We start from the raw sequence: 22,263 nt of genomic DNA, 5'->3' as shown, positions 1-22,263 counted from the left end.
CCTCCTGGTCGCTGGCGCGGGCGCGGCCGTCGGCGTTGCCCTGTGCTGCTAGTGATCCTAGCGGACCGCGCCCGCGCGCCCCTGAGCGGCCGGACGCTCAGTCCTCCGGGAAATGCGGGTTCTGCCCTGGGGGACCCTGGAACGTGCGCCGCCCGGGCACGCGCTCGATCCGCGCGCTCGAGGGCCGGGCCCGGTACATCACCGGATCGAACTGGCCCGAGATGCGGGGAATGATGCCCGTGTCGTCGGAGATGATCTGCAGTGCGGCGGTGGCCGGGTTCTCATCATCGGCGCGCGCGCGGGCGGCGGCAGCGGCGCCGTCGTGCGCGGCGGCGGGCGACGGCGCTCCCGCGACCCGGGCGCCCAGCCTCCCCAGCAGCGGGCGGAGGAGGTCCTGCAGCTCGGTGACGCGGAAGAGCCGCAGGAGCACGAAGTACACGACGAGCATCGGGACCGCGATGATGGCGATGGCGGCCAGGGCAGCCCAGTTCGAGCTCCAGATGAAGCCCTCAGGCCGGTAGCCGCCCAGGAGCCCGACGGCGACGGCCCCCACAAGCGCCGAACCCGTGGCCGCGTAGCCCATGCGGATGTAGGAGCGGGCCACGTGCGCGCCGTCGAGATGGCCGAGCTGCTTGCGCAGGTAGTGGCTGCTGAGCACGACCGACAGGATGTTGCCCACGGTGTAGAGGCTCGCGATGGAGAAGATGATGTACCGCGGCGGCACGTACTGGATGGCGAAGGCGCCGACCACGTTCAGGATCGCGAGCCACAGCTGGATCTTGAACGGGGTGCGGGCATCCTCTTTGGCGTAGAAGACGCGGGCCATCATGAAGTTCGCGCTCATGAAGGGCGTGCTCAGCGCGAGGATGCTCAGTGTCTGCGCAAGCATGACGCCGTCCGAGGGGCTGCCGCCGGAGAAGAACATCCCCAGCGGTGCGGCGAGGGCGAACAGTGCCAGCGCCGCGAAGACGGTGGCGACGGCCATCGTGCGCAGGCCGTGCGAGAGGGCCTCGCGCACGCCCGCACGGTTGCCCGCCTGAGATGCCTCGGTCATCCGGTTGAAGAGGACCGTCGCCAGGGACAGCGCGATGATCGAGTGCGGCAGCAGGTACAGCTGGGAGGCGATTTCCAGCACGGTGTTGCCGGGGATCTGCTGCCACAGCGGGTCGCCGGCCTCGCGGAGCCGCTCGCGCTCGGCACCGGGCTGGGAGGCGATCTTCATGACATAGAGGAAGGTCAGCTGTCCCACGGCGGTCGTCGCGAGGGTCCACGCGCCGAGGCGTGCCGCCGTCCCGAGGCCGACCCCGCGCCAGCCGAAGGCCGGCCGGAGCCTGAGCCGGAGCCGGATGACCGGCAGGAGCAGCAGGGCCGTCTGGACGAGCACGCCGATGGTCGAGAGCCCGGCGATGAAGAACGTGTGCGCGCCGGTCCAGTTGTCCAGGCTGTGCGGGTTCGTCCGGTTCGCTCCGAAGATCCACACGAACATCCCGAGGCCCGCGATCGCCACGATGTTGTTGACGATGGGCGCCCACATCGCGGGCCCGAAGGCGCCGTGCGCGTTGAGCACCTGGGTCAGGAGGGCGTAGAGGCCATAGAAGAAGATCTGCGGAAGGCACCAGAACGCGAACACTGTCGCGAGTGCCAGCTGCTGCGGGCTGTACCCGGAGGTGGTCAGCTGCATGACCCAAGGCGCGGCGAGCGTGACGGCGGCCGTGAGCGTGAACATCACGAGGACGCCCAGTGTCAGGAGCCTGCTGATGTAGTCAGCTCCGCCGTCTTCCGCCTTGCTCGCCTTGATGATCTGCGGCACGAGGACCGCGTTGAACACCCCGCCTGCCACGAGGAGGAAGATCAGGTTGGGGAGGTTGTTCGCGTTGACGAAGGTGTCCGCGACCGTGGAGCCGAGGCCGAGCGCGAGGATGAGCATCCACGAGCGGATGAAGCCCAGCGCCCTGGAGATGAGCGTGCCGGCGGCCATGATGGCGCTCGAGCGCGCCTCGGACGCCGGGACTGACTTGGGAGAGGCCATGCCTGCCTACCTCACGAGAGCAGGTGCTCGGGCAGCACCTCGCGGGCCAGGTCCGCGATGCGGCGCTCGTTCGGGAAGGACAGGCGCCGGGCAAGCTCCGAGATAGGGACCCACGCGACGTCTACCGCCTCGTGGTCCGGGTCGTTCTCGATGGTCAGGTCCCCCGAGACGGCGCGCAGGAGATAGTGGTGGACGGTCTTGTGCACGCGGTGCCCCGTGACCGTGAACCAGTAGTCGATGCTCCCGAGCGGGGCGAGGATCTCGCCGCGGATGCCCGTCTCCTCGCTGATCTCACGGACGGCGGCGTGCTCATTGGACTCGCGCCCCTCCGGGTGGCCCTTGGGGAGGCACCACTCGAGCCGGCCGCCGCGGTTGAGCCGGGCGATGATCGCGACCGGCAGGTTCGGATCGCTCGTCTCGACGACCACACCGCCCGCCGAGACCTCCTCGACGGTGGGGAGGGAGGAGGGATAGCCCTGCCCAGCCGGGGCGATGTGCGGCCCGATTGCCGACGGCAGGGGTGCACTCCTCCTCTTCTGAGGATCGCTCGGCAACGGGATGACCATGCAGTCCACTGTAACGAACACGGCCCCTGCCGCGATTGCGGCCGGCCCGGGAGGGTCGCCCGCGCCGGGATCTGCCAAGCTTTAAGGACTATGGCATCAGATGAGACGACAGCGCAGGGCAGGCACGGGGCGGGCCTGAAGGACAAGGGCCCCCACAGCAGGGGTCCGAAGGACACCATCGCCGCCGGCGCCAAGGGCGCGGCAGAGACGGCCGCGGCCTTCGAGGTCGATCCGGTGGTCCTCGAGCTCGGCAAGCGCTTCGCGGAGGCGGGCTTCGAGCTCTCCCTGGTCGGCGGCCCGGTCCGCGACCTCTTCCTGGGCCGCACGTCTCCGGACCTCGACTTCACCACCGATGCCAGCCCGGACCAGACGATCGCAGTCATCAGGGGCTGGGCGGATGCGCACTGGGACATCGGCCGGGAATTCGGCACGATCGGCATGCGGAAGGGCGGGCATCAGATCGAGGTGACGACCTACCGGGCGGAGGCCTACGACCCGGACTCGCGCAAGCCCGCCGTCGCCTTCGGCGCCGACCTCGTGGCGGACCTTCAGCGGCGCGACTTCAGCATGAACGCGATGGCGCTCCGCCTGCCCTCGCTCGAGCTCGTCGACCCCTTCGGCGGCCTCGACGACCTCCACGCCGGCGTCCTGCGCACGCCCGGCACCCCGGAGCTGTCCTTCTCCGACGATCCTCTCCGCATGATGCGCGCGGCCCGGTTCGCCTCCCAGCTCGGCGTCGACGTGGCGCCGGAGGTTCGGGCTGCGATGACGGAGATGGCCCAGCGGATCGAGATCATCTCGGCCGAGCGCGTGCGGGACGAGCTCGTCAAGCTCGTCAACGGGACCGCTCCGCGGGCGGGGATCGATCTCCTCGTCGACACCGGGCTCGCCGCCATCGTGCTGCCCGAGATCCCGGCGCTCCAGCTCGAGGCGGACGAGCACCACCGGCACAAGGACGTCTACGACCATTCCCTCACGGTCCTCGAGCAGGCTGCCGATCTCGAGACCGGCCCGGATGGGCCGGTGCCCGGCCCGGACTTCGTGCTGCGGTTCGCCGCGCTCATGCACGACGTCGGCAAGCCGGCCACGCGTCGGTTCGAGCCGGGCGGCGCGGTCAGCTTCCGTCACCACGACGTGGTCGGGTCCAAGCTGGTGAAGAAGCGCATGAAGGCCCTCCGGTTCGACAACGACACGATCAAGGCCGTGGCCCGCCTCGTCGAGCTGCACATGCGCTTCTACGGATACGGGGAGTCCGGCTGGACCGACTCCGCCGTCCGCCGGTACGTGACCGACGCCGGGCCGCTCCTCGAGCGCCTCCACCGGCTCACGCGCTCCGACGTCACGACGCGGAACCAGCGCAAGGCCGACCGCCTCTCCTTCGCCTACGACGACCTCGAACGGCGGATCGCCGAGCTCGCGGAGCAGGAGGAGCTCGCGGCCATCCGTCCGGACCTGGACGGGCAGCAGATCATGGAGGCCCTCGGAATCCGCCCGGGCCCGCTCGTGGGCCGCGCCTACGCGTTCCTGCTCAACGAGCGGATGGAGAACGGGCCGGCTTCCGAGGACGAGGCGCGGGCCAGACTGCTCGACTGGTGGGCGCAGCAGCCAGAAGCAGCCGCAGCGCCCGGCGCCGTGGCAGAGGAAGAGGAGCACTAGATGCACAGCATGGGCCTCCCGGGCGCGGAAGACTACGGCCTCACACGGCTCTGGCTCCTGCGCCACGGCGAGACGGAATGGTCCCGCAGCGGCCAGTACACAGGCCTCACCGACCTCCCGCTCACCACCGAGGGCGAGGAACAGGCACGGCAGGCGGGCAAGACGCTCGACGGCGTCGAGTTCGGTCTCGTGCTGACCTCACCCCTGCAGCGCGCACGCAGGACGGCGGAGCTCGCCGGCTTCCCGGACGCCGAGCTCGAGCCGAACGCGGTGGAGTGGGACTACGGCGACTACGAGGGCGTGCGCTCGGCCGATGTGCGCAAGCAGAACCCGGGCTATCTCATCTGGAACGACGGGGTGCCCAACGGCGAGCTGCTGACGCATGTGGGGGACCGGGCCGATCGGATTGTCGAGAGGGTGAGGACATCCGGCCACGAGAACGTGCTCGTGGTGGCGCACGGCCACTTCTGCCGCATTCTGGCCGCGCGGTGGCTCGGGCTTCCCGCGACTGAAGGGCGGCACTTCATCCTCGGCACGGCCAAGGCCTGCCGGCTCGGATGGGACAAGAGGACTCCTGCCATCGAGGCCTGGGGGCTGTAGCGGCCTGCTCCCGCAATTCTTCTGGTATTTTCTCCGGCCCCCCTTGCCTTTTATCCAGAGGCTGGGCTAGCTTTATTTCCGTGCCCCGGGAATTGTTCCTCGGCGGCCCCGGAATGTTCCCACGGCAGCGAAGGAGGGTGGACCAATGATCGTCACCAAGGTTCTCAACCACGGCGGCAATGATGCGGCGTGGCGGTTCCACGGCGTCCTCCCGTTCCGTGTCGAGGCATCTTCCTGATCTCTTCCTCGACGCGATCCGCGTTCTGACGGGCGGACGGGCCTGACCTCCGCGTACACCCGGCGGCGTCAGCCTCTCGGCGCTTCAGCCCTTGCCGCTTTTGGGTCTGGCGCGCGCCGGGCATCTGACCAGATGCGTCTGCGGCAAGTCCCGCATTCCGTCCCGTGACGTCGCGGCCGTCCTCACGGCAATGGGACCTCGCCGTCTTGGAATTCAATTCCTCTGCATTACCCTTCCTTGAATTCCGTATGGCATTTTGATGGGGACTTCTCTGCCTTTTTCCTGAGCGTTCTCTGCGGGCCGCACAGTTCAATTGCCGACCCGTCTCCGTGCCCTCATCTGCCCTGCGCTGATTCCTGCTGGGCTGATTCCTGCTGCCCCTTCGAAGGAGCTTCCCCATGCCCTCGCACGCCCCCTCCATCGCCTCGTCCTCCCTGACGGACTCCGCGCATGCGGTCACCGTCGCAGCAATGGCGACTAATGCGCCGTCGTCCGTCCCCCTGATCCGGAAGGAGGTGAACAGCGTGTACCGACTCTTCCGCCACCTGCTCTGCCGCCGGATCGACGAGCGCCGCATCGAGCGTCACCGCGAGGACGCATGGCGCGCCATCGGCATGCCGATGCCCATCCACTGAGCGTGAGGTCCAAGTGCCGGATGTGAGCTGGATCTCACGTCCGGCACTTGGCCGCTCCCGGTCTCGTCGTGAAGAATTTTCCCCGTGTGCGCACCGGCGCACGGGGATGGGGAATCATGCGCACGAAACTCGCCGCCGCCCTTGCGGCTCTGATCTCGGTATTCGCCCTCGTCGTGGGCGCAGCACCTGCCCAGGCGAGCACGGGCGGGACAAGCGATACGGAGCACACCGGGGTGGCCTGGATCGTGTCCTATATCCAAGGGCCGCAGGGGACGCAGCGGTCCCGCTGCTCTGCCGTGCTCGTCTCGCCGACGGTCCTGCTGACCGCCGGGCACTGCACCTACGGCGTGGTCGGGAAGACGTACGTGTCGTTCGAACGCGATATTTCTGATGGGCCTACCACGGGTCTTCCAACGGCGACGGATCCCGCCGCCGGCTACACGGCGGACGACGAGCCCATCCACGGCTACATCACCAAGGACTCGGCGGAGCGGACCCTCGGCACGGCCCGGACGCACCCCGGCTACTCGCAGTTCACGGACACGGACAACTGGAACGACCTCGGTGTGATCGTCCTGGACTCCCCGGTCACCCAGCCCGCCTACCCGCTGGCGGGCTTGGGCACTCTGGACGCCATCCGTCCCGGTGACGTGCCCAAGACGATCGTGCGGGCGGTGGGCTACGGCGACGCCATGGGGAAGCCGGATTCCGGCCCCCAGACGCCTACGCCGATTGCCTTCCCAATGGAGCGGCGCTACGTCGACATGCCCCTGCAGGGGAAGATCGAGCACCAGATCGTCCAGGCCAACGGCAATGACAACGACGCACGCGGCACGGGCGGCATCTGCTTCGGGGACTCGGGTGGACCCGTGTTCCTCAACGGGGAAGTCATCGGGATCGTCAGCTTCGGCAGCAACAACTGCCGGTACACGGCCGGAATCCAGCGCGTCGACATCGCCGAAGCACAGGACTGGCTTGCCCGCGTGACGTCGGCGGTCTAGGGCGGAGGGCCGTCTGGCGGCCGGTAGGCTCGGGGGCATGGAGTCGAGAACCGACGAGAGGCCCCCCAAGCGTTACGCGGTGATCTCGCCGACCCGCAACGACCCCCTCCTCCACACGCTCTCCGAGTCGATCGGCGGCCCTCTCGGGGACCATGCGGCGCCCGGCCTCGTCAAGAGCGGCTTCTGGACTCCCGAGCGCGTGCTCATCGTCCTGACCGCGGTCGCCGCCATCATCGGCGTCGTCATCAAGGGATACTGCCGGGTCAACGGCTGGAACACGCCCACCCACTTCTACGCCACGTGCTACTCGGACCTGCCCACGCTCTTCAAGGAGCGTGGGCTTGCCGAGGGTGTCCTGCCGTTCTTCACCCAGGACGCCCTCTTCGAGTACCCCGTGATCATGGGGCTGATCGCGGGGGCGACGGCGCTCCTCGTCCCCGGCTCGGGGGTCTCGGACGCGCGGGCCACCACCTACTTCGACATCAATGCGGCCCTCATCACCGTCATGTGGCTCATCGCGGTCATCGCGACAGCCCGCTCGAACCGACGGCGCCCCTGGGACGCGGCAATGCTCGCGATCGCGCCCGGCGCCATCCTCTCCGGATTCATCAACTGGGACATGTGGGCCGTCGCGCTCCTCGCACTGGGCCTCCTCGCCTTCGCCCGGGACCGGCCGGTGTGGGCCGGGGTGTTCATCGGTCTCGGGACGGCCACGAAGCTGTACCCGATCGTCGTGCTCGGCGCCATCCTCGTGCTCGCCGTCCGTACGGGGAAGTATCGCCCGCTCCTGCTCACAGTCGCCGGCACGGCAGGGGCATGGACTGCGGTGAACCTGCCGATCTTCCTCATGAACCCGCGCGGATGGGGGTACTTCCTCGACTTCACCAGGGAGCGCCCGGCCGGTTTCTCCTCGATCTACTTCGCCTGGAACCTCATCGCCGAGCGGCTCCACTGGATCATGCTCGACGCCCCGGGCATCAACGCGATGGTCACCGTCTCGCTCGTGCTCCTGTGCGCGGTGATCGCCGTGATCGCGCTCCATGCCCCCCGGCGTCCGCGGCTCGCGCAGCTCGCGTTCCTCGTCGTGGCGGCGTTCATCCTGACGAACAAGGTGTACTCCCCGCAGTTCGTCGTGTGGCTCATCCCGCTGCTCGCGCTGGCTCGGCCCCGGTGGCGCGACTTCCTCATCTGGATGGCCGTCGAGGCCGTCCACTGGGCTGCCGTCTGGATGTACCTCGGGCAGTGGACCAGCGGCGGGCCTGCCCAGAACAACATCGACTCGCCCTACTATGTCGGCGCGATCCTCGCGCACATGGGCGCGCTCGTGTACCTGTGCGTCAAGGTCGTCATGGACATCTACAACCCCGCAGGCGACCCGATCCGCCGCAGCCGCCAGGACGACCCGCAGGGCGGCGCGTTCGACGGCGCCCCCGACGTCCTCACCCTCGACAGCCTGCGCAGCTGGTGGGAGCAGCGCCGGAAGGCGCCGGCCCGTCGCTGAGGAAGCTCCGGGCGATCTCCCCAGCGCGCACGGGCGCCGCGGGTAGGCTCGGGGCCATGTTCAGCCGCTCAAGCCCCCCAGCAACGGCAGCCCAGACTCCCCAGCCTTCCCCAAATCCTCCCGCGACGCCGGGCGAGCGGGTCCTCCGCTGGCTCCCCACGGCACTGCACGTGGCCTTCGTGCTCCTGCTTCTGATCGGGACCGTCCGCGCCCTGGCCCCGGCCCCGGACGCAGCCGGGGCCGCACCAGGCATTGTGCTTCCCCTCGCCGGACTCCTCGCAGCGACATACGCGGCCGGGACCGTGCTCCAGAAGCGGCCCGCGAAGGGCCTTCCCTTCGAGCCGGCGCAGTACCGGCTGCACTGGCTCGCGGGCATGTGCGCCCTGTGGGCCGTGCTCGTGGCCGTCAGCGCGGAGTTCGTCTGGGTCGCCATCCCGTTGTTCTTCGTCCAGCTTCAGCTCCCGCTCCCGCCGCAGCCTGCCGCCGCCCGGCGGGCAGAACCCGAACCGAAGCCGCCGCGGGAGGCCCCAGTCCGGCAACCGGCCACGCAGCGCCAGGGCCCCCGCCTCGCAGAGTCCCTCCGGACGCTGTGCGAGCGGACCACCGCCGCATCGTCAGCACGGGGAACGGGCCTCACCTGCCGCTTCGACCTCGAAGGGACCTCCCGCACCCTGCCCGGCGACGCGGAGGACGCGTTCCTCAAGGCCGCCCAGGCGAGCCTCGCGAACGTCTGGCAGCATGCGCAGGCGAGCACCGCCGTCGTGCGCCTGGCCTACCTCGAGGACGAGGTGACGCTCGAGGTCCGCGACGACGGCGCAGGCTTCGACCCCACGGATGCGGACGCCGACGCTGCCGCGGCGCGCGAGAACGGGCTGCGCGTCCTGAGAGAGCGCGTCGAGGAGGCCGGCGCGGCCATGGCGGTCGCCTCGGCGCCGGGCGAGGGCACGCGTGTCACCGTGAGCCTCAGCATGCCCGGGACCCCCACCGGGGACAGCCACTGACCAGCACCCCGGCCCCGCAGTTTTGCGCTTTGTGACGAGCGCTTTTGCGGGCCCGTGCCGTGCCTCGGAACAATCCTGAAGAAGAATCAAGAGATCCGGTGGCAAGCCCTGGCTGGCCGGACGGCAACCCTCCTGCTGTAGCGGGGTGCTCCAGGTGAGGATTCGACGGCGCCGGCAGACCGGCGTCGTAAGTATGGCGCCCCGCGAGCTGGACGCCGTGACACGAAGGACCTCCATGGCCACACAGCTGACCGCGCCCGCCCGCGCAGGGCTCGGGGCGACCCTCCGCGCCAAGCGGCGCATCCTCGCCTCGGCGTTCGTCGGGACAACCATCGAGTGGTACGACTTCTACCTCTACGGCACTGCCTCGGCGCTCGTGTTCAACAAGCAGTTCTTCCCCGACGCCTCGCCGCTCGTCGGCATCCTCGCCTCGTTCGCGACCTACGCCGTGGGCTTCGTGGCGCGGCCCCTCGGAGGGGTGATCGCTGGGCACCTCGGCGACCGGATCGGCCGGAAGGCGCTGCTCGTGTGGTCGCTCCTGACCATGGGCGTGGCCTCGACCCTCATCGGCGTCCTGCCGAACTATGCCGCGATCGGCATCCTCGCCGTGGCCGGGCTCGTGCTGCTGCGGCTCATTCAGGGCCTCTCTGCCGGCGCGGAGTGGGGCGGCTCCGCCCTCCTCTCCGTGGAGCATGCCCCGGCGGGACAGCGCGGCTTCTTCGGCTCGTTCACGCAGGTCGGCTCCGCCGCCGGCATGCTGCTGGCCACCGGTGCCTACGCGCTCGCCCAGGCCTTCCTCACCGCCGACCAGTTCCAGGCCTTCGGCTGGCGCATCCCCTTCCTGTTCTCGGGCGCCCTCGTGCTGGTGGGGCTGTGGATCCGTCTCGGGGTCACCGACGCCGAGGAGTTCACCGCCGTGCAGGAACAGGACCGCGTCGTCGCGCGGCCGGTGGTGCGGGTGCTCCGTGAGCATCCGCGCGGGATCCTCGTCACGGTCGGCCTGCGCCTCGTCCAGCCGGCCATCTACACCCTCATGACCGTCTACATCCTCGGCTACCTCAAGGACCGCCGCGAGGACACGGCGTCGGGGCTTACCGCCATCCTCATCGTCTCGGCGATCGGCCTCTTCTCGGGCCCGTTCTGGGGCTGGCTCTCGGACCGGATCGGCCGCAAGCGGATCGCCGTGGGGGCCGCAATCGGCGTCGCGGTGCTCATTTGGCCGTTCTTCTGGTTCCTGGACCACGGGAACCTCGCGTTCCTGCCCCTCGTCCTGCTCGTGGGGATGAACATCCTGCACGACGCCATCTACGGCCCTCAGGCCGCGTGGTTCGCCGAGCAGTTCCCCACCGAGCTGCGCTACTCGGGCGTTTCCTTCGGGTACCAGGTTGGCACCGTCCTCTCCGCCGCGATCACCCCGCTCGTCGCTGCCTCGCTCCTGCAGGCCGGCGGCGGCCAGCCGTGGCTCGTGTGCGGCTGGTTCGTGTTCCTCGCGATCCTCACCACAGCCGCTGCGCTTGCTGCGAAGGACCCCGCCCGGGGACGTGCTGCCCGGACCGCACTCAAGGAGGCCTCATGACCAAGCCGCTGCTCCTCAACGCGTTCGAGATGCTCGTGCCCGTGCACCAGTCGCCCGGGCTGTGGCGCCACCCCGACTCGGGAGCGCACCGGTTCGCCGAGCTCGGGTACTGGACGGACCTCGCGAAGGCACTCGAGGACGGCGGCTTCCACGGGATCTTCTTCGCCGACATCCTCGGCCAGTACGACGTCTACGGGGGCTCCGCCGACGCCGCCGTGCGTGGGGGCGTGCAGTACCCGACGCTGGATCCGCTGCTCATCGTCTCGGCCCTCGCGGCCGCAACGGAGCGGCTCGGCTTCGGGGTCACGGCCTCGGTCACCTACGAGCACCCGTACCTGCTCGCCCGCAAGTTCGGCACGCTCGACCACCTCACGGGCGGGCGCGTCGGGTGGAACATCGTGACCTCGTACCAGGAGTCGGCCGCCCGGAACCTCGGGCTCGACACCCAGATCCCGCACGACGAGCGCTACGACCGCGCCGAGGAGTTCATGGACGTGGTCTACAAGCTCTGGGAGGGCTCGGTCGACGACGGGGCGGTGGTCGCGGACTCCGCGGCCAACGTGTTCGTGGACCCCGCCGGGGTGCGGGGGATCGGGCATGACGGCGACGTGTACCGGGTGCCCGGGCCAGCGCTCGTGGGGCCGTCCCCGCAGCGGACCCCGCTCCTGTTCCAGGCCGGCGCGTCGGCGCGCGGGCGCGCCTTCGCGGGGCGGCACGCCGAGGCCGTGTTCTTCGCCGCCTCCACCCCGGCCCAGGCACGCAAGTACACGGACGGGCTCCGCGCCGAGCTGGCCGCGGCCGGCCGCGCCCCGGAGTCGGTCAAGGCCTTCAACATCGCCACCGTCATCGTGGCCGAGACCGACGAGGCCGCCGCGGCGAAGCTCGCCGACTACGAGGCGCACGTGGACACCGATGCGGCGCTGGCGCTGTTCGCCGGCTGGACCGGCCTGGACCTCTCCGGCCTCGACCAGGACGCGCCCCTGACGTACATCAGGAGCGAGGCCAACCAGTCTGCCCTCGCGCAGTTCACGCTGCTCGACCCCGACCGCACCTGGACCCTGCGCGAGGTGGCGAAGTTCGTCTCGATCGGCGGCCGCGGGCCGGTGATCGTCGGTTCCCCGACGACCGTGGCGGATGAGCTCGAGCGCTTCGCCGAGGAGGGCGGCATCGACGGGTTCAACCTGACCTCGGCGGTACGCCCCGCGGACCTGCTCGCGTTCGCCCGCCTCGTCTCACCCGAGCTGCGCCGGCGCGGCCTCCTCGCCGAACCCGCTCCCGGGGCGACGTTCCGCGAGGCTGTCCTCGGGAAGGGCCCGCGGCTCGCCGCAGACCATCCCGGTGCCGCCGCACGCGTCCCGGTGGGCTGAGCCGGGAGCCCACGGGCCGTACCCCTGGGCGCGGCACAATGGAGCGGTGACCTCCCCGGCGGCCCCGAAGCCCTTCGACCTCGCGCACATCGGTGCCGGCCTGCCGTTCGCCGGCTCGCTCGGGGAGCTCGAGGCCGTTCTCACACGGGACACGGGCATGGCTGCCGTGGTCCAGGCACCCCCGGGGACCGGGAAGACGACCCTCGTCCCGCCGCTCGTGGCGAACCTCGCCCTGCGGGCCGCGGACCGGCCCCGGACGCCCGTGGCGCACGACGGCGGGGAGCCGCCGCGCGTCGTCGTGACCCAGCCGCGCCGGGTCGCCGTCCGGGCGGCCGCCCACCGGCTCGCGGCGCTGGACAGAAGCCGCATCGGGGAACGCTCCGGCTACACGGTGCGCGGCGAGCGGAAGGCCGGCGGTTCGACCCTGGTCGAGTTCGTGACGCCTGGGGTCCTGCTGCGCCGGCTCCTGGCCGATCCCGGGCTCCACGGCGTGGCTGCCGTTGCGCTGGACGAGGTCCACGAGCGCGGGCTCGAGACCGACCTGCTCGTCGGGATGCTCGCCGAGGTCTGTCAGCTGCGCGGCGACCTCACCCTCGTGGCGATGTCCGCGACCGTCGACGCCCCGCGGTTCGCCGCGCTCCTCGCGGACGACGCCGGCCACCCGGCTCCCGTCGTCAACTGCCCCTCGGCGCTGCACCCGCTCGAGGTGGGGTGGGCGCCGTCGACCGCTCCGCGGCTGGACGAGCGGGGGGTGACGCGCGCGTTCCTCGACCACGTTGCCGACACGGCGGGCGCAGAGCACGCCGCGGCGCGCGCGGCAGGGCGGGACGTCGACGCCCTCGTGTTCGTCCCCGGCGCCCGGGAGGTGCGGCATGTGGCGGAACGGCTGCGATCGCGCGTGCGGGGGACCGATGTCCTCGAGCTGCACGGGCAGGCCCCTCCGGCGGAGCAGGACCGGGCGGTATCGGGCCGAGGCCCGGGGGACGGGCCCCGCATCGTGGTCTCGACGGCATTGGCCGAGTCCTCGCTCACGGTCCCGGGGGTGCGGCTCGTCGTCGACTCGGGACTGGCCCGGGAGCCCCGGCGCGACGCATCCCGCGGGATGTCGGGGCTGGTGACCGTCTCGTGCTCGCGGGCGTCGGCCGAGCAGCGGGCGGGACGTGCCGCGCGCCAAGGGCCCGGGCGGGTGGTGCGCTGCTACGACCAGCGGGCCTTCGCCGCTGCGCCGGCCCATTCGACGCCGGAGATCGCCTCGGCAGACCTGACCGAGGCCGCCCTCGTCCTCGCGTGCTGGGGAGCGCCCGGGGGGCAGGGGCTCGCACTCCCGGACGTGCCCCCCGGCGCGGCACTGGCCAACGCCGTGGCGGTGCTGTCGGCCATCGGGGCCGTGGACGATTCCGGCCACGCGACGGGGTTCGGACGCACCCTGGCGCTCATCCCGGCTGACCCGCGCCTCGGCCGGGCACTGCTCGAGGGGGCTCCGCTCGTGGGCGCACGGATGGCGGCAGAGGTGATCGCGATGGTGGCCCGCGACCTCCGGCCGCCGGGGTCCGACCTCGGCCGGCTCCTCGGCGCGCTGCGCGCGGGCCGCGACCCACAGGCCCGCGCCTGGGCGCACGAGGTGCGGCGCTTCGAGCGCCTCGCCGGCACCGGCGGTGATGCGGGCCCGGGGGGCGACGCCGGCCCGGCAGCGGCGGCGGCGACGGACGCCGAGAAGGCCGGCGTCGTCGTCGCGCTGGCATTCCCGGGATTCGTGGCCCGGCGTGTCCAGGGTGACCGCGAGCAGTACCTGCTCGCCGCCGGCACGCGCGCAGGCCTTCCCGCCGGCAGCCCCCTCGCGGGGCACGAATGGCTCGCCGTGGCCGACGCCGCGCGGGCGGCGGGCCGGGACGCGGCGGGGACGGGCGCCGTCGTGCGTGCCGCCGCCCCGATCACCCAGGAGGCCGCAGAGCTCGCCGCCGCGCACCTGCTCACCGACAGGGTCGAGGCGCGGTTCGAGAACGGCCGCGTCGTGGCACGACGCGAGCGGCGGCTCGGCGCGATCCAGCTCGCCTCCACACCAGTGCGGCCTGGGCGCGAGGAGGGGCACGCGGCGGTCGCCCGCGCGCTGGAGGCCCAAGGGCTCGGGGCGATCGGCTGGTCCGGCGGTGCTGCCGCGCTGCGCCGCCGGCTCGCACTCGTGCGCCGCGAGCTCGGCGACCCCTGGCCCGACGTGTCCGAGCCCGCCCTGCTGGCCCGGCTCGAGGACTGGCTCGCCCCGGAGCTCGACTCGCTGGCCGGCGGGGCGAGCGTGCGGGGGATCGACCTCGCAGAGCCCCTGCGCCGGCTCCTGCCCTGGCCGGAGGCTGCGCGCCTCGACGAGCTCGCGCCCGAGCGGCTCGAGGTGCCCAGCGGTTCGCGCGTGCGGATCGAGTACCCGGAGGCTGCCGACGCGGGTGACGACGGAGCGGCCCGCTCTGGCCCCCAACCGGTCGTCGCGGTCAAGCTCCAGGAGTGCTTCGGGTGGGCCGAGACGCCGCGGCTCGTCGACGGGCGCGTGCCGGTGCTGTTCCACCTGCTCTCCCCGGCCGGGCGGCCGCTCGCCGTGACCGGGGACCTCGCATCGTTCTGGTCGGGGCCGTACGCGCAGGTGCGGGCGGAGATGCGTGGGCGCTACCCCAAGCACCCGTGGCCCGAAGACCCGTGGACGGCCATCGCGACGGCCAGGACCACGCGCCGCATGTAGCGGGTGCGGGCTCAGGCGCGGCGTACGATCGGCCCATGGACGCGCCCCCCACGACGGCCCGCACCCGGCCCGCCACCGCCGACGACTGGCCCCGCATCCGCGACATCTATGCGGCCGGGATCGAAGCCGGTGACGCCACGTTCGAGTCGGCCCCGCCCGCCACGTGGGAGGCCTTCGCCGCGACCAAGGAGTTCGTGCTCGTCGCCGAAGGCTCTGCAGACGGCCACACGGTGCACGTCCTCGGCTGGACGGGCGCGGCCCGGGTGTCTGCGCGCGAGGTGTACCGCGGCGTCGTCGAGCACTCGCTCTACGTGGATCCCGCGGCAGGGCGGCGCGGCGTGGGGACCCTGCTCATGGGAGCGCTCCTCGACGCATCGCGTGACCGCGGCATCTGGACCGTCCAGGCCACCGTTTTCCCCGAGAACCTTCCGAGCCTGGCCCTGCACCGCAAGTTCTGGTTCCGCGAGGTGGGCCGCCGCGAACGCATCGCGCTCATGGCGCACGGCCCACTCGCGGGCACCTGGCGGGACACGGTGCTGCTCGAGCTGCGGCTGTGATCGGTGCGAAACTGCACAGCTCGCGAAAGGATCGCCCGTGAACCACCTCGATACCGCCGTGAGTTGTGCAGTTTGTGACGCAGAGCCGCCGAGCGGAGCACCCTAGGCTGTGGCCATGGGGAATTTCCGTGTGGCCGCTCTCGTCCTCGCCGCCGCCCTCACGGGCGCCGCGCTCACCTCGTGCGACGACGGCCGCCAGACCGCGGCCAAGCAGGCCGCGGGAGAGCTCGCCGCGGCGCTCTCCGCCCTCGACGTCTCGCAGGCGCCGCTGAAGGGGACGGGGCCCGCGGCGGCCCAGGAGAAGCTCGAGTCGACGGTGAAGGGGCTCGGCGAGGCCAAGCCGACCGTCACCGCCGGCGAGCCGAAGCTCGACGGCGACAAGGCTGACGTTGTGCTCGACTACGCGTGGAAGCTTGCCGGGCAGGAGTGGTCCTACCAGACGACGGCGCAGCTCGCCCGGGACGGGGACCGGTGGCTGGCGCAGTGGAAGCCGGACCTGCTCGCGCCCCAGCTTGGCGAGGCCGAGGTCCTCACGCTCGCAACGACCGCCCCGCCGCGCGCGGACATCCTCGGCGCTGGGGGAACTGCCCTCGTCACGGCCCGCCCGGTCCTTCGCGTGGGGATCGACAAGGCGAAGGTCCCCGCCGAGGGCCAGTCCGACGCGGCAGCCAAGCTCGCCGCCCTCCTCAAGGTGGATCCGGCCGAGTACGCGAAGCAGGTCGCCGCCGCAGGGGAGAAGGCGTTCGTGGAGGCCATCGTGCTCCGCGACGAGGCGGGGCGCACTCCCACTGACCTCGAGATCGCCGCCGTCCCCGGGGCGATCACCGTCAAGGACACGATGCCGCTCGCCCCGACGCGCACCTTCGCCCGGCCGGTCCTCGGCACCGTGGGCCCTGCCACTGCCGAGCAGGTCCAGGCCTCCAACGGTGCGCTGCAGGCCGGCGACACCACCGGAGTCGCCGGCCTGCAGGCGCAGTACGACTCGCAGCTGCGCGGGAAGGACGGCCTCGCCGTCTACGCCCAGCCCGCCGACCTCACCCCTGAGAAGCTCCGCACGACGCCGGGTGCGCGCCGCACGCTCTTCGAGTCCGCGCCCGTGCCGGGCACACCGCTCACGACCACGCTGGACCTCAGGCTCCAGCAGCTCGCCGAGGACACACTGGCCGGGGTCGGGCCGGCGTCGGCCATCGTGGCCCTGCGGCCCTCCGACGGCGCCGTCCTCGCCGCGGCCTCCGGGCCCGGCAGCAACGGGTACAACACGGCGATGCTCGGCCAGTACGCGCCCGGGTCGATCTTCAAGACGGTCGACTCGCTCGCCCTCATCCGGCAGGGAGCGACCGCCGAGACCCGCGTGCAGTGCACCCCGACGCTTACCGTGGACGGCCGGACCTTCTCCAATGCCCCCGGCTACCCGGCCTCGTCCCTCGGGGACGTGACGCTGCGGGACGCGTACGCGCACTCCTGCAACACGGCCTTCATCGCGCAGCGGGACAAGGTCTCGCAGGCGCAGCTCGAGTCAGCGGCGACGTCGCTGGGCGTGGCCGTGGACGCGCCCAGACTCGGCGCCGCCGCCTTCCTCGGTTCCGTGCCCGGGGACGCCGCCGGGACCGAGCACGCCGCCTCGATGATCGGACAGGGCAGGATCCTGTTCTCCCCGCTCGCCGCCGCGGTCATGGCCGGCTCGGTCGTGAAGGGCGCGCCCGTTTCGGCGCAGCTCGTCGTCGGCGGGTCGACGCCCTCTGGCAGCGCCCCCCCGAGCACGACGCCGGCCGGGTCGCCGAGTGCCTCGGCCAGCCCCGCGGCGTCGTCCGCGCCGGCCGGGCCCCCGGTCACCGCCGCGGAGGCGGCCGTCCTCCAGGACCTCATGCGCGCTGTGGTGACGAGCGGGCACGCCGGCTTCCTCGCGGATGTGCCCGGCGGACCCGTCGGGGCCAAGACCGGCACGGCCGAGTTCGGCACCGACACGCCGCCGAAGACCCATGCCTGGATCATCGGCACCCACGGCGACCTCGCGGTCGCGGTCTTCGTGGAGGAGGGAGGGCTTGGAGCGACCATCTCCGGCCCGCTGCTCGACCGGTTCCTCACACAGGCCGGGTAGACGCCGCCGGCGCCGGCGTTTGGAGGGTGGCGGCACGGGTAAGCGGACGGTCATGTTCACCCGGGATGCAGCCCCCCGAATCCATCGGCTCGAGCACGCGCGGACCAATCTCTACGTGGTCGAGGACAGCAGTGGACTGACCCTCGTCGACGCGGGGCTCCCCGCAACGGAGGCGCTCCTCGCCCGCGCCGTGCGCGAGCTCGGCCGCGGCCCTGAGGACATCAGGGCGGTGGTCCTGACCCACGCGCACTTCGACCACATCGGCTTCGCGAGGAAGCTCCAGCGGCGCTTCGGCATCCCGGTCTACGCCGATCCCGGGGACCACTACATCGCCGCGCACCCCTATCGCTACAAGCGGGAGCGCAGCCCCCTGCTGTACCCCTTCCGCTACCCGAGGGCGATCCCGGTCCTGACCGCCATGGCCGCCGCTGGCGCGCTCATGGTCCCAGGCGTCCCCGACATGCAGCCGCTCACGCAAGCGGTCCTCGACACCCTTCCCGGCAGCCCCGTCCTCGTGCCGGTCCCGGGCCACACCGCAGGTTCGGTGGCGCTGTGGTTCCGGGAGAGGGACACGGTGGTCAGCGGCGACGCCCTCGTGACGCTCGATCCCTACACGGGGCGGCCGGGGCCGCAGATCGTCGCCCGGGCAGCCACTGCGGACAGCACGCAGGCGCTGGACTCGCTGGCCGCGCTCGGCGACACTGGCGCCTCGATCGTGCTCCCTGGGCACGGTGACCCGTGGATGCACGGCGTGAGGGGCGCTGTGGCACTCGCTCTCGAGGCGTCCGCCCACTGACTGCTCGTGCTGGCGGCGCGCCGCCCAATGGCGCTCAAAATCCGGTCCGGCGGGTCAAACCGGGCTGGCCGGGGCGATCATAGAGGTAGGGGCAGCTTCCAAGCAGAGGGAGCCCCATGTGGCCTGTGGAGTCTTCCCCGCCGGCCGGCCCCTCGTCAGTCAGGTCGAAACCATGCACCCCGAAACGAAGCGGCCCCAGAATGAGGCGTGGGGCCGCAGCTCGCGTTTTCCTGTCCTGGCCTTCCGGGAGGAGCCGCTCCCGCAGCGGCCGTCAGCGGAGCTCCGCTCGTCGGAACGAAGCAGGGAATTGCTCGCATGGCTGCTGTCGGCAGGGTTGACCGAAGACCAGGCCCGTGCCGAGGCGGCGCGCCTCATGGCAGGTGACGTCTGGGGCGGGTAGGACCTTTCTCGTGGACGAAGCGGAGATGGAAGTCCAGGACCGGAAGGCGATGCTGGCCGAGCTGCAGGACCTGCTGCTCGACAGCCCGGATCTGCGCGCCTTCCTGAACCAGCTGACAGACCTCGCAGCGCTCCGTCTGTCCCGAACGGGAACGGCCTTCTGCAGCATCACCCTGCGCCGGCATCGCCGGGGCGTCACCTTCGCCTTCAGCGACCCGGAGGCCGCCCTCTGGGACGAGGTCCAATACGGGCGGGACGACGGACCGTGCCTCGAGGCGATGCGCACCGGTCGGATCGTCGCCACAGCCGACCTCTGGGCCGAGAAGCGCTGGCGCTCCTACGTGGACCATGTCCAGGGGAGGGGACCGCGCTCTCTGATCGCAGCTCCGATTTCGTTGGAGGGCGACGCGGCTGCGGCCCTGAACTGCTACAGCGCTCGCCCCGACGCCTTCGGTGACCAGGACCTCGAGCTTGCCTCCTCTCTCGCCGCTGACGTTTCCTCCTCGGTCAGGATTGCCCTGAAGATCGCTGCGGAGAGCGAATTGGCCGCCGACCTCAGCGCGGCCCTCGGTTCGCGCACGGCCATCAACCTCGCCGCTGGGATTGTCATGGGACAGTCCCAGTGCAGTCAGGAAGAGGCCATGGCGATCCTGATCCAGGCCTCCAACCACCGGAACCAGAAGCTGCGCGACGTGGCCCTCGAGATCATCGCCGCCTACGACCCCTCGGGGCCGAAAACCAGATTCGAATGACAGGGCGCTGTGCTTGCACCCTGACAGACGCCGTGCCTAGGCTCAGAACCGGAGTCCGCGCACGGGGGGAGGGATCATGGATGCGATGAATCCGCAGGGACACCGCGATACGGGAGCCGCCGTGCCGTCCGAACTCCCGCTCGCCCGCGAGCTTGCCGCGCTCACCGCCCATCTGGCTGAACTCCTCCTGACCCATGACACGGTCGATGAAGCGGTCCAGTCCCTCGCGAACGCCGCGAAGGACGCCATCACGGGAGCCTCGGGGGCTGGGGCAAGCCTGATCGACCCGCGGGGGCGGAAGACCAGCAGCGGCGCGACGGATGCGGTGGTCCTCCACGCGGACTCCCTCCAGTACGAGCTCGGCGAAGGGCCGTGCCTGAGTGCGTGGGCCGAGCAGCGCAGCATCACGATGAGCGATTCGCGCGCGGAGACGCGCTGGCCCGGGTGGACGCAGGCCGTTGCCGGTCTCCCGCTCCGCTCAGCGCTGAGCACCCCGCTCATGTCCGGCGACACCGCGATCGGAGCCCTGAAGGTCTACTCCACCGAGCCGGATGCCTTCACCCCGCGGGATATGGAATTCCTCACCCTGCTGGCGCGCCCGGCGGCCCTGATGCTCGCCAACGTGCAGGCGCGCGACGCCGCGCAGCGGCTGAGCAGCGACCTCACCGGGGCGCTCTCGGACCGTGACGCGATCCAGCGGGCCGTGGGGATCATGATGGAACGCGAGGACCTCGCCGCCGATCAGGCGCTTTCGAGAATTGTCGCCCTTTCACGGCTCAGGCAGCGGGCCGTTCGCGACACAGCCCTGGACATTGTCCAAGGGCGCGCGCACAAGGGATAGGGATGGACATTGCGGCGAACGGCGCCGACGGGCAATGGAAGCTCACCCGCAAGGCCATGGACGAGGCCGGTCTGAAGATAGGCGACGTGTGGCTGCGCTACTTCAGCCTCAGCGGCGCAGCGGGCGAGTACGAGCTCGAGGCGTACCTGAGCGGCCTCGTGACGCTCCCGCCGATCCAGAGGGACCTCGTCTCGCACGCCGTGAACGAGCTCATCGATGAGCGTCCGCCCCCGCGGAAGGCGCCCTACAGCGACGAGCTCGGCGAGGGACGCCAGCAGTAGCCAGGGCGTCTCAGCCTTCGGAGAGCCGGCCGCTCTTCTTCTGCAGCCTGTCGATGTGCTCGGATGCCTCGGCCTTGGTCAGGTCGGCGGGAAGCTCCTCGCCGGCCTCGCGTGCGAGGGTGTCGAGATAGCTGCGTTGGGCGGCGGTCATCGGCTCGTCCCCGGTCACCCAGTCTTCGGGGTCCCTGTCCAGACCGCCGCGCGGCTCCGGTTCCGGGCTGCCGATCGTCTCCTTGTCGTTCATGGACTGGCCCTGCCCAGCGCGGCTGCGGCCCAAACCGGGCGTGTCCGGCGGCGGCGCACCGCCGCGGGCGTGGGGCCGGATATCCTCGTGACCGACCACGGGCGCACACCCACGAGACCGCACACCCCACCGACCACGGCATCGAGGCACTCACCGCATGAGCTCCCGCACCGCCAGTCCCGCAGCCCTCCGCGCGGCTGCCCTCGCGACCTTCACGGTCTTCGCGACCAACGGCTTCATCTTCGCGTCCTGGGCAGCGCGCATCCCCTCGGTCACCTCGACCCTCGGGATCACGACTGGCGAGATGGGACTCCTGCTCTTCGTCGGTGCGATCGGCTCCCTCATCGCCCTTCCGCTCACGGGCACGGTCGCCGACCGGATCGGCCTGAAGCGCACGGTCCGCCTCGGCGGCGGCCTCGCAATCACCGGCGGCGCCGTCATCGCCGTCGGCCTCCTGGTCCGCTCGCCTATCGCCGTGGCTGCGGGCCTGGCCGTCTTCGGGGCCGGGATCGGATTCTGGGACGTGGCCCAGAATCTCGCCGGCGCCGATGTCGAGCACCGCCTCGGCCGGACCATCATGCCGCAGTTCCACGCGGCCTTCAGCGGCGGCGCGTTCCTCGGCGCCGTCGTCGGCGCGGGACTCAGCGCGGCGGGCGTGGACCTGCCGCTGCACCTCTTCGGGATCATCCTGGCGGTCGTGCTCGTCATGGCTGTGGCCCCGCGGCACTTCCTGCCGCACACGCACGACGCCGACCACACCGGTGACGCCGCCGGCGCGCCCGGGGAGGTGGCCGCCTCTGGCAAGGGGGGCGCGCTCGAGGCGTGGCGGGATTCGCGCACCGTGCTGATTGGCGTCGTCGTGCTCGGGGCGACGCTGACCGAGGGGGCGGGCAACGACTGGATCTCCAAGGGTGCGGTGGACGGCCTCGGGGCCAGCGAGGCCGCGGGCGCAGGGCTGTTCGCAGCGTTCGTCGGTGCCATGACGCTCGCCCGCTGGTTCGGGGGCCCGGTGATCGACCGGATCGGGCGCGTGAGTGCGCTGCGCATCAGCATGGTCTCCGCGTTCATTGGCCTTGTGGCATATTCCCTTGCCGGCACCTATTGGGTTGCGGCCATCGGCGCCGTCCTGTGGGGGATCGGAGCCGCGCTGACCTTCCCGATGGGCATGTCTGCCGCAGCAGATGACCCGCGCAAGGCCGCCGCCCGCGTCTCGGTGGTCTCGACGGTCGGGTACGTCGCGTTCCTCGCCGGGCCCCCCTTCCTCGGCCTCCTGGGCGACCACGTGGGCCTGCGCCCCGCACTCCTCGCGATCCTCGTGCCCATCGCGGTCGCCCTCCTCCTCGCGGGCGTGACACGCAAGGAGACCGTGACGGCCGAGGAGACCGCGCAGTAGGGTTCTC

18 protein-coding genes and 1 riboswitch are annotated in these 22,263 nt (G+C 71.5%); of the genes, 15 read left to right on the top strand and 3 right to left on the bottom strand.

Annotated features, from left to right (window positions below; genetic code table 11):
* Window positions 1–97 precede the first annotated feature (97 nt).
* Window positions 98–2,029 carry a murein biosynthesis integral membrane protein MurJ gene (murJ, locus tag CGQ25_RS17050; protein WP_208711000.1) on the bottom strand — a complete coding sequence of 644 codons (1,932 nt, stop codon included), beginning with the start codon at window positions 2,027–2,029 and terminating at the stop codon, window positions 98–100.
* A gap of 11 nt (window positions 2,030–2,040) precedes the next feature.
* On the bottom strand, window positions 2,041–2,547 hold the full coding sequence (locus CGQ25_RS17045) for an NUDIX hydrolase (protein WP_208713156.1): 507 nt from the start codon (window positions 2,545–2,547) through the stop codon (window positions 2,041–2,043).
* Between the two features lie 138 nt (window positions 2,548–2,685).
* Here CGQ25_RS17045 and CGQ25_RS17040 point away from each other — a divergent pair, with 138 nt between their 5' ends.
* The 14 genes from CGQ25_RS17040 (at window position 2,686) to CGQ25_RS16975 (ending at window position 20,619) form a co-directional block, all read left to right on the top strand.
* Window positions 2,686–4,251: a CCA tRNA nucleotidyltransferase gene (locus CGQ25_RS17040; RefSeq protein ID WP_208710999.1), complete on the top strand. Its 1,566-nt coding sequence runs from the start codon at window positions 2,686–2,688 to the stop codon at window positions 4,249–4,251.
* Window positions 4,252–4,851 carry a histidine phosphatase family protein gene (locus CGQ25_RS17035; protein WP_255405407.1) on the top strand — a complete coding sequence of 200 codons (600 nt, stop codon included), beginning with the start codon at window positions 4,252–4,254 and terminating at the stop codon, window positions 4,849–4,851.
* Window positions 4,852–5,840: 989 nt separating this feature from the next.
* Entirely contained in the window at window positions 5,841–6,725 is an 885-nt protein-coding gene (locus CGQ25_RS17030) for a trypsin-like serine protease (protein WP_208710998.1), read from the top strand.
* A 37-nt stretch (window positions 6,726–6,762) separates the two neighbouring features.
* Window positions 6,763–8,226, top strand: coding sequence for a glycosyltransferase family 87 protein (locus tag CGQ25_RS17025; protein ID WP_208710997.1), 1,464 nt, complete (start codon window positions 6,763–6,765; stop codon window positions 8,224–8,226).
* Window positions 8,227–8,282: 56 nt separating this feature from the next.
* The gene (locus CGQ25_RS17020) at window positions 8,283–9,227 is read left to right on the top strand and encodes a sensor histidine kinase (RefSeq protein WP_208710996.1); all 945 of its coding nucleotides are present in this window, start codon (window positions 8,283–8,285) and stop codon (window positions 9,225–9,227) included.
* Between the two features lie 84 nt (window positions 9,228–9,311).
* A riboswitch (SAM riboswitch) is annotated at window positions 9,312–9,427 on the top strand.
* A 35-nt stretch (window positions 9,428–9,462) separates the two neighbouring features.
* Window positions 9,463–10,803: an MFS transporter gene (locus tag CGQ25_RS17015; protein WP_208710995.1), complete on the top strand. Its 1,341-nt coding sequence runs from the start codon at window positions 9,463–9,465 to the stop codon at window positions 10,801–10,803.
* A complete protein-coding gene (locus CGQ25_RS17010; protein ID WP_208710994.1) occupies window positions 10,800–12,170 on the top strand; it encodes an LLM class flavin-dependent oxidoreductase in 1,371 nt (456 codons plus the stop codon). The genes CGQ25_RS17015 and CGQ25_RS17010 overlap by 4 nt, the downstream gene beginning before the upstream one ends.
* Before the next feature lie 46 nt (window positions 12,171–12,216).
* Window positions 12,217–14,895, top strand: a complete 2,679-nt coding sequence (gene hrpB / locus CGQ25_RS17005; protein WP_255405405.1) for an ATP-dependent helicase HrpB — start codon at window positions 12,217–12,219, stop codon at window positions 14,893–14,895.
* A 35-nt stretch (window positions 14,896–14,930) separates the two neighbouring features.
* Complete coding sequence (locus tag CGQ25_RS17000; RefSeq protein ID WP_208710993.1) at window positions 14,931–15,452, top strand: GNAT family N-acetyltransferase; 522 nt, start codon at window positions 14,931–14,933, stop codon at window positions 15,450–15,452.
* Window positions 15,453–15,567: 115 nt separating this feature from the next.
* The gene (locus tag CGQ25_RS16995) at window positions 15,568–17,550 is read left to right on the top strand and encodes a penicillin-binding transpeptidase domain-containing protein (RefSeq protein ID WP_208710992.1); all 1,983 of its coding nucleotides are present in this window, start codon (window positions 15,568–15,570) and stop codon (window positions 17,548–17,550) included.
* Between the two features lie 52 nt (window positions 17,551–17,602).
* Window positions 17,603–18,346: an MBL fold metallo-hydrolase gene (locus CGQ25_RS16990; protein WP_208710991.1), complete on the top strand. Its 744-nt coding sequence runs from the start codon at window positions 17,603–17,605 to the stop codon at window positions 18,344–18,346.
* Between the two features lie 410 nt (window positions 18,347–18,756).
* Entirely contained in the window at window positions 18,757–19,497 is a 741-nt protein-coding gene (locus tag CGQ25_RS16985) for a GAF and ANTAR domain-containing protein (RefSeq protein ID WP_208710990.1), read from the top strand.
* Between the two features lie 76 nt (window positions 19,498–19,573).
* A complete protein-coding gene (locus CGQ25_RS16980; protein ID WP_208710989.1) occupies window positions 19,574–20,338 on the top strand; it encodes a GAF and ANTAR domain-containing protein in 765 nt (254 codons plus the stop codon).
* 2 nt (window positions 20,339–20,340) lie between these two features.
* The gene (locus CGQ25_RS16975; protein WP_255405403.1) at window positions 20,341–20,619 is read left to right on the top strand and encodes a hypothetical protein; all 279 of its coding nucleotides are present in this window, start codon (window positions 20,341–20,343) and stop codon (window positions 20,617–20,619) included.
* Window positions 20,620–20,629: 10 nt separating this feature from the next.
* On the opposite strand, the gene CGQ25_RS16970 is transcribed toward CGQ25_RS16975, so the two are convergent.
* Complete coding sequence (locus tag CGQ25_RS16970; protein ID WP_208710988.1) at window positions 20,630–20,863, bottom strand: DUF3072 domain-containing protein; 234 nt, start codon at window positions 20,861–20,863, stop codon at window positions 20,630–20,632.
* 157 nt (window positions 20,864–21,020) lie between these two features.
* Here CGQ25_RS16970 and CGQ25_RS16965 point away from each other — a divergent pair, with 157 nt between their 5' ends.
* Window positions 21,021–22,256, top strand: coding sequence for a sugar MFS transporter (locus CGQ25_RS16965; protein WP_208710987.1), 1,236 nt, complete (start codon window positions 21,021–21,023; stop codon window positions 22,254–22,256).
* The last annotated feature ends 7 nt before the right edge of the window (window positions 22,257–22,263 follow it).

The sequence above is a fragment of the Sinomonas sp. R1AF57 genome (assembly GCF_002224485.1).
Lineage (GTDB): Bacteria > Actinomycetota > Actinomycetes > Actinomycetales > Micrococcaceae > Sinomonas > Sinomonas flava.
Note: the sequence above shows the minus strand (reverse complement) of the source record. Positions and strands in the feature narration are given on the sequence as shown.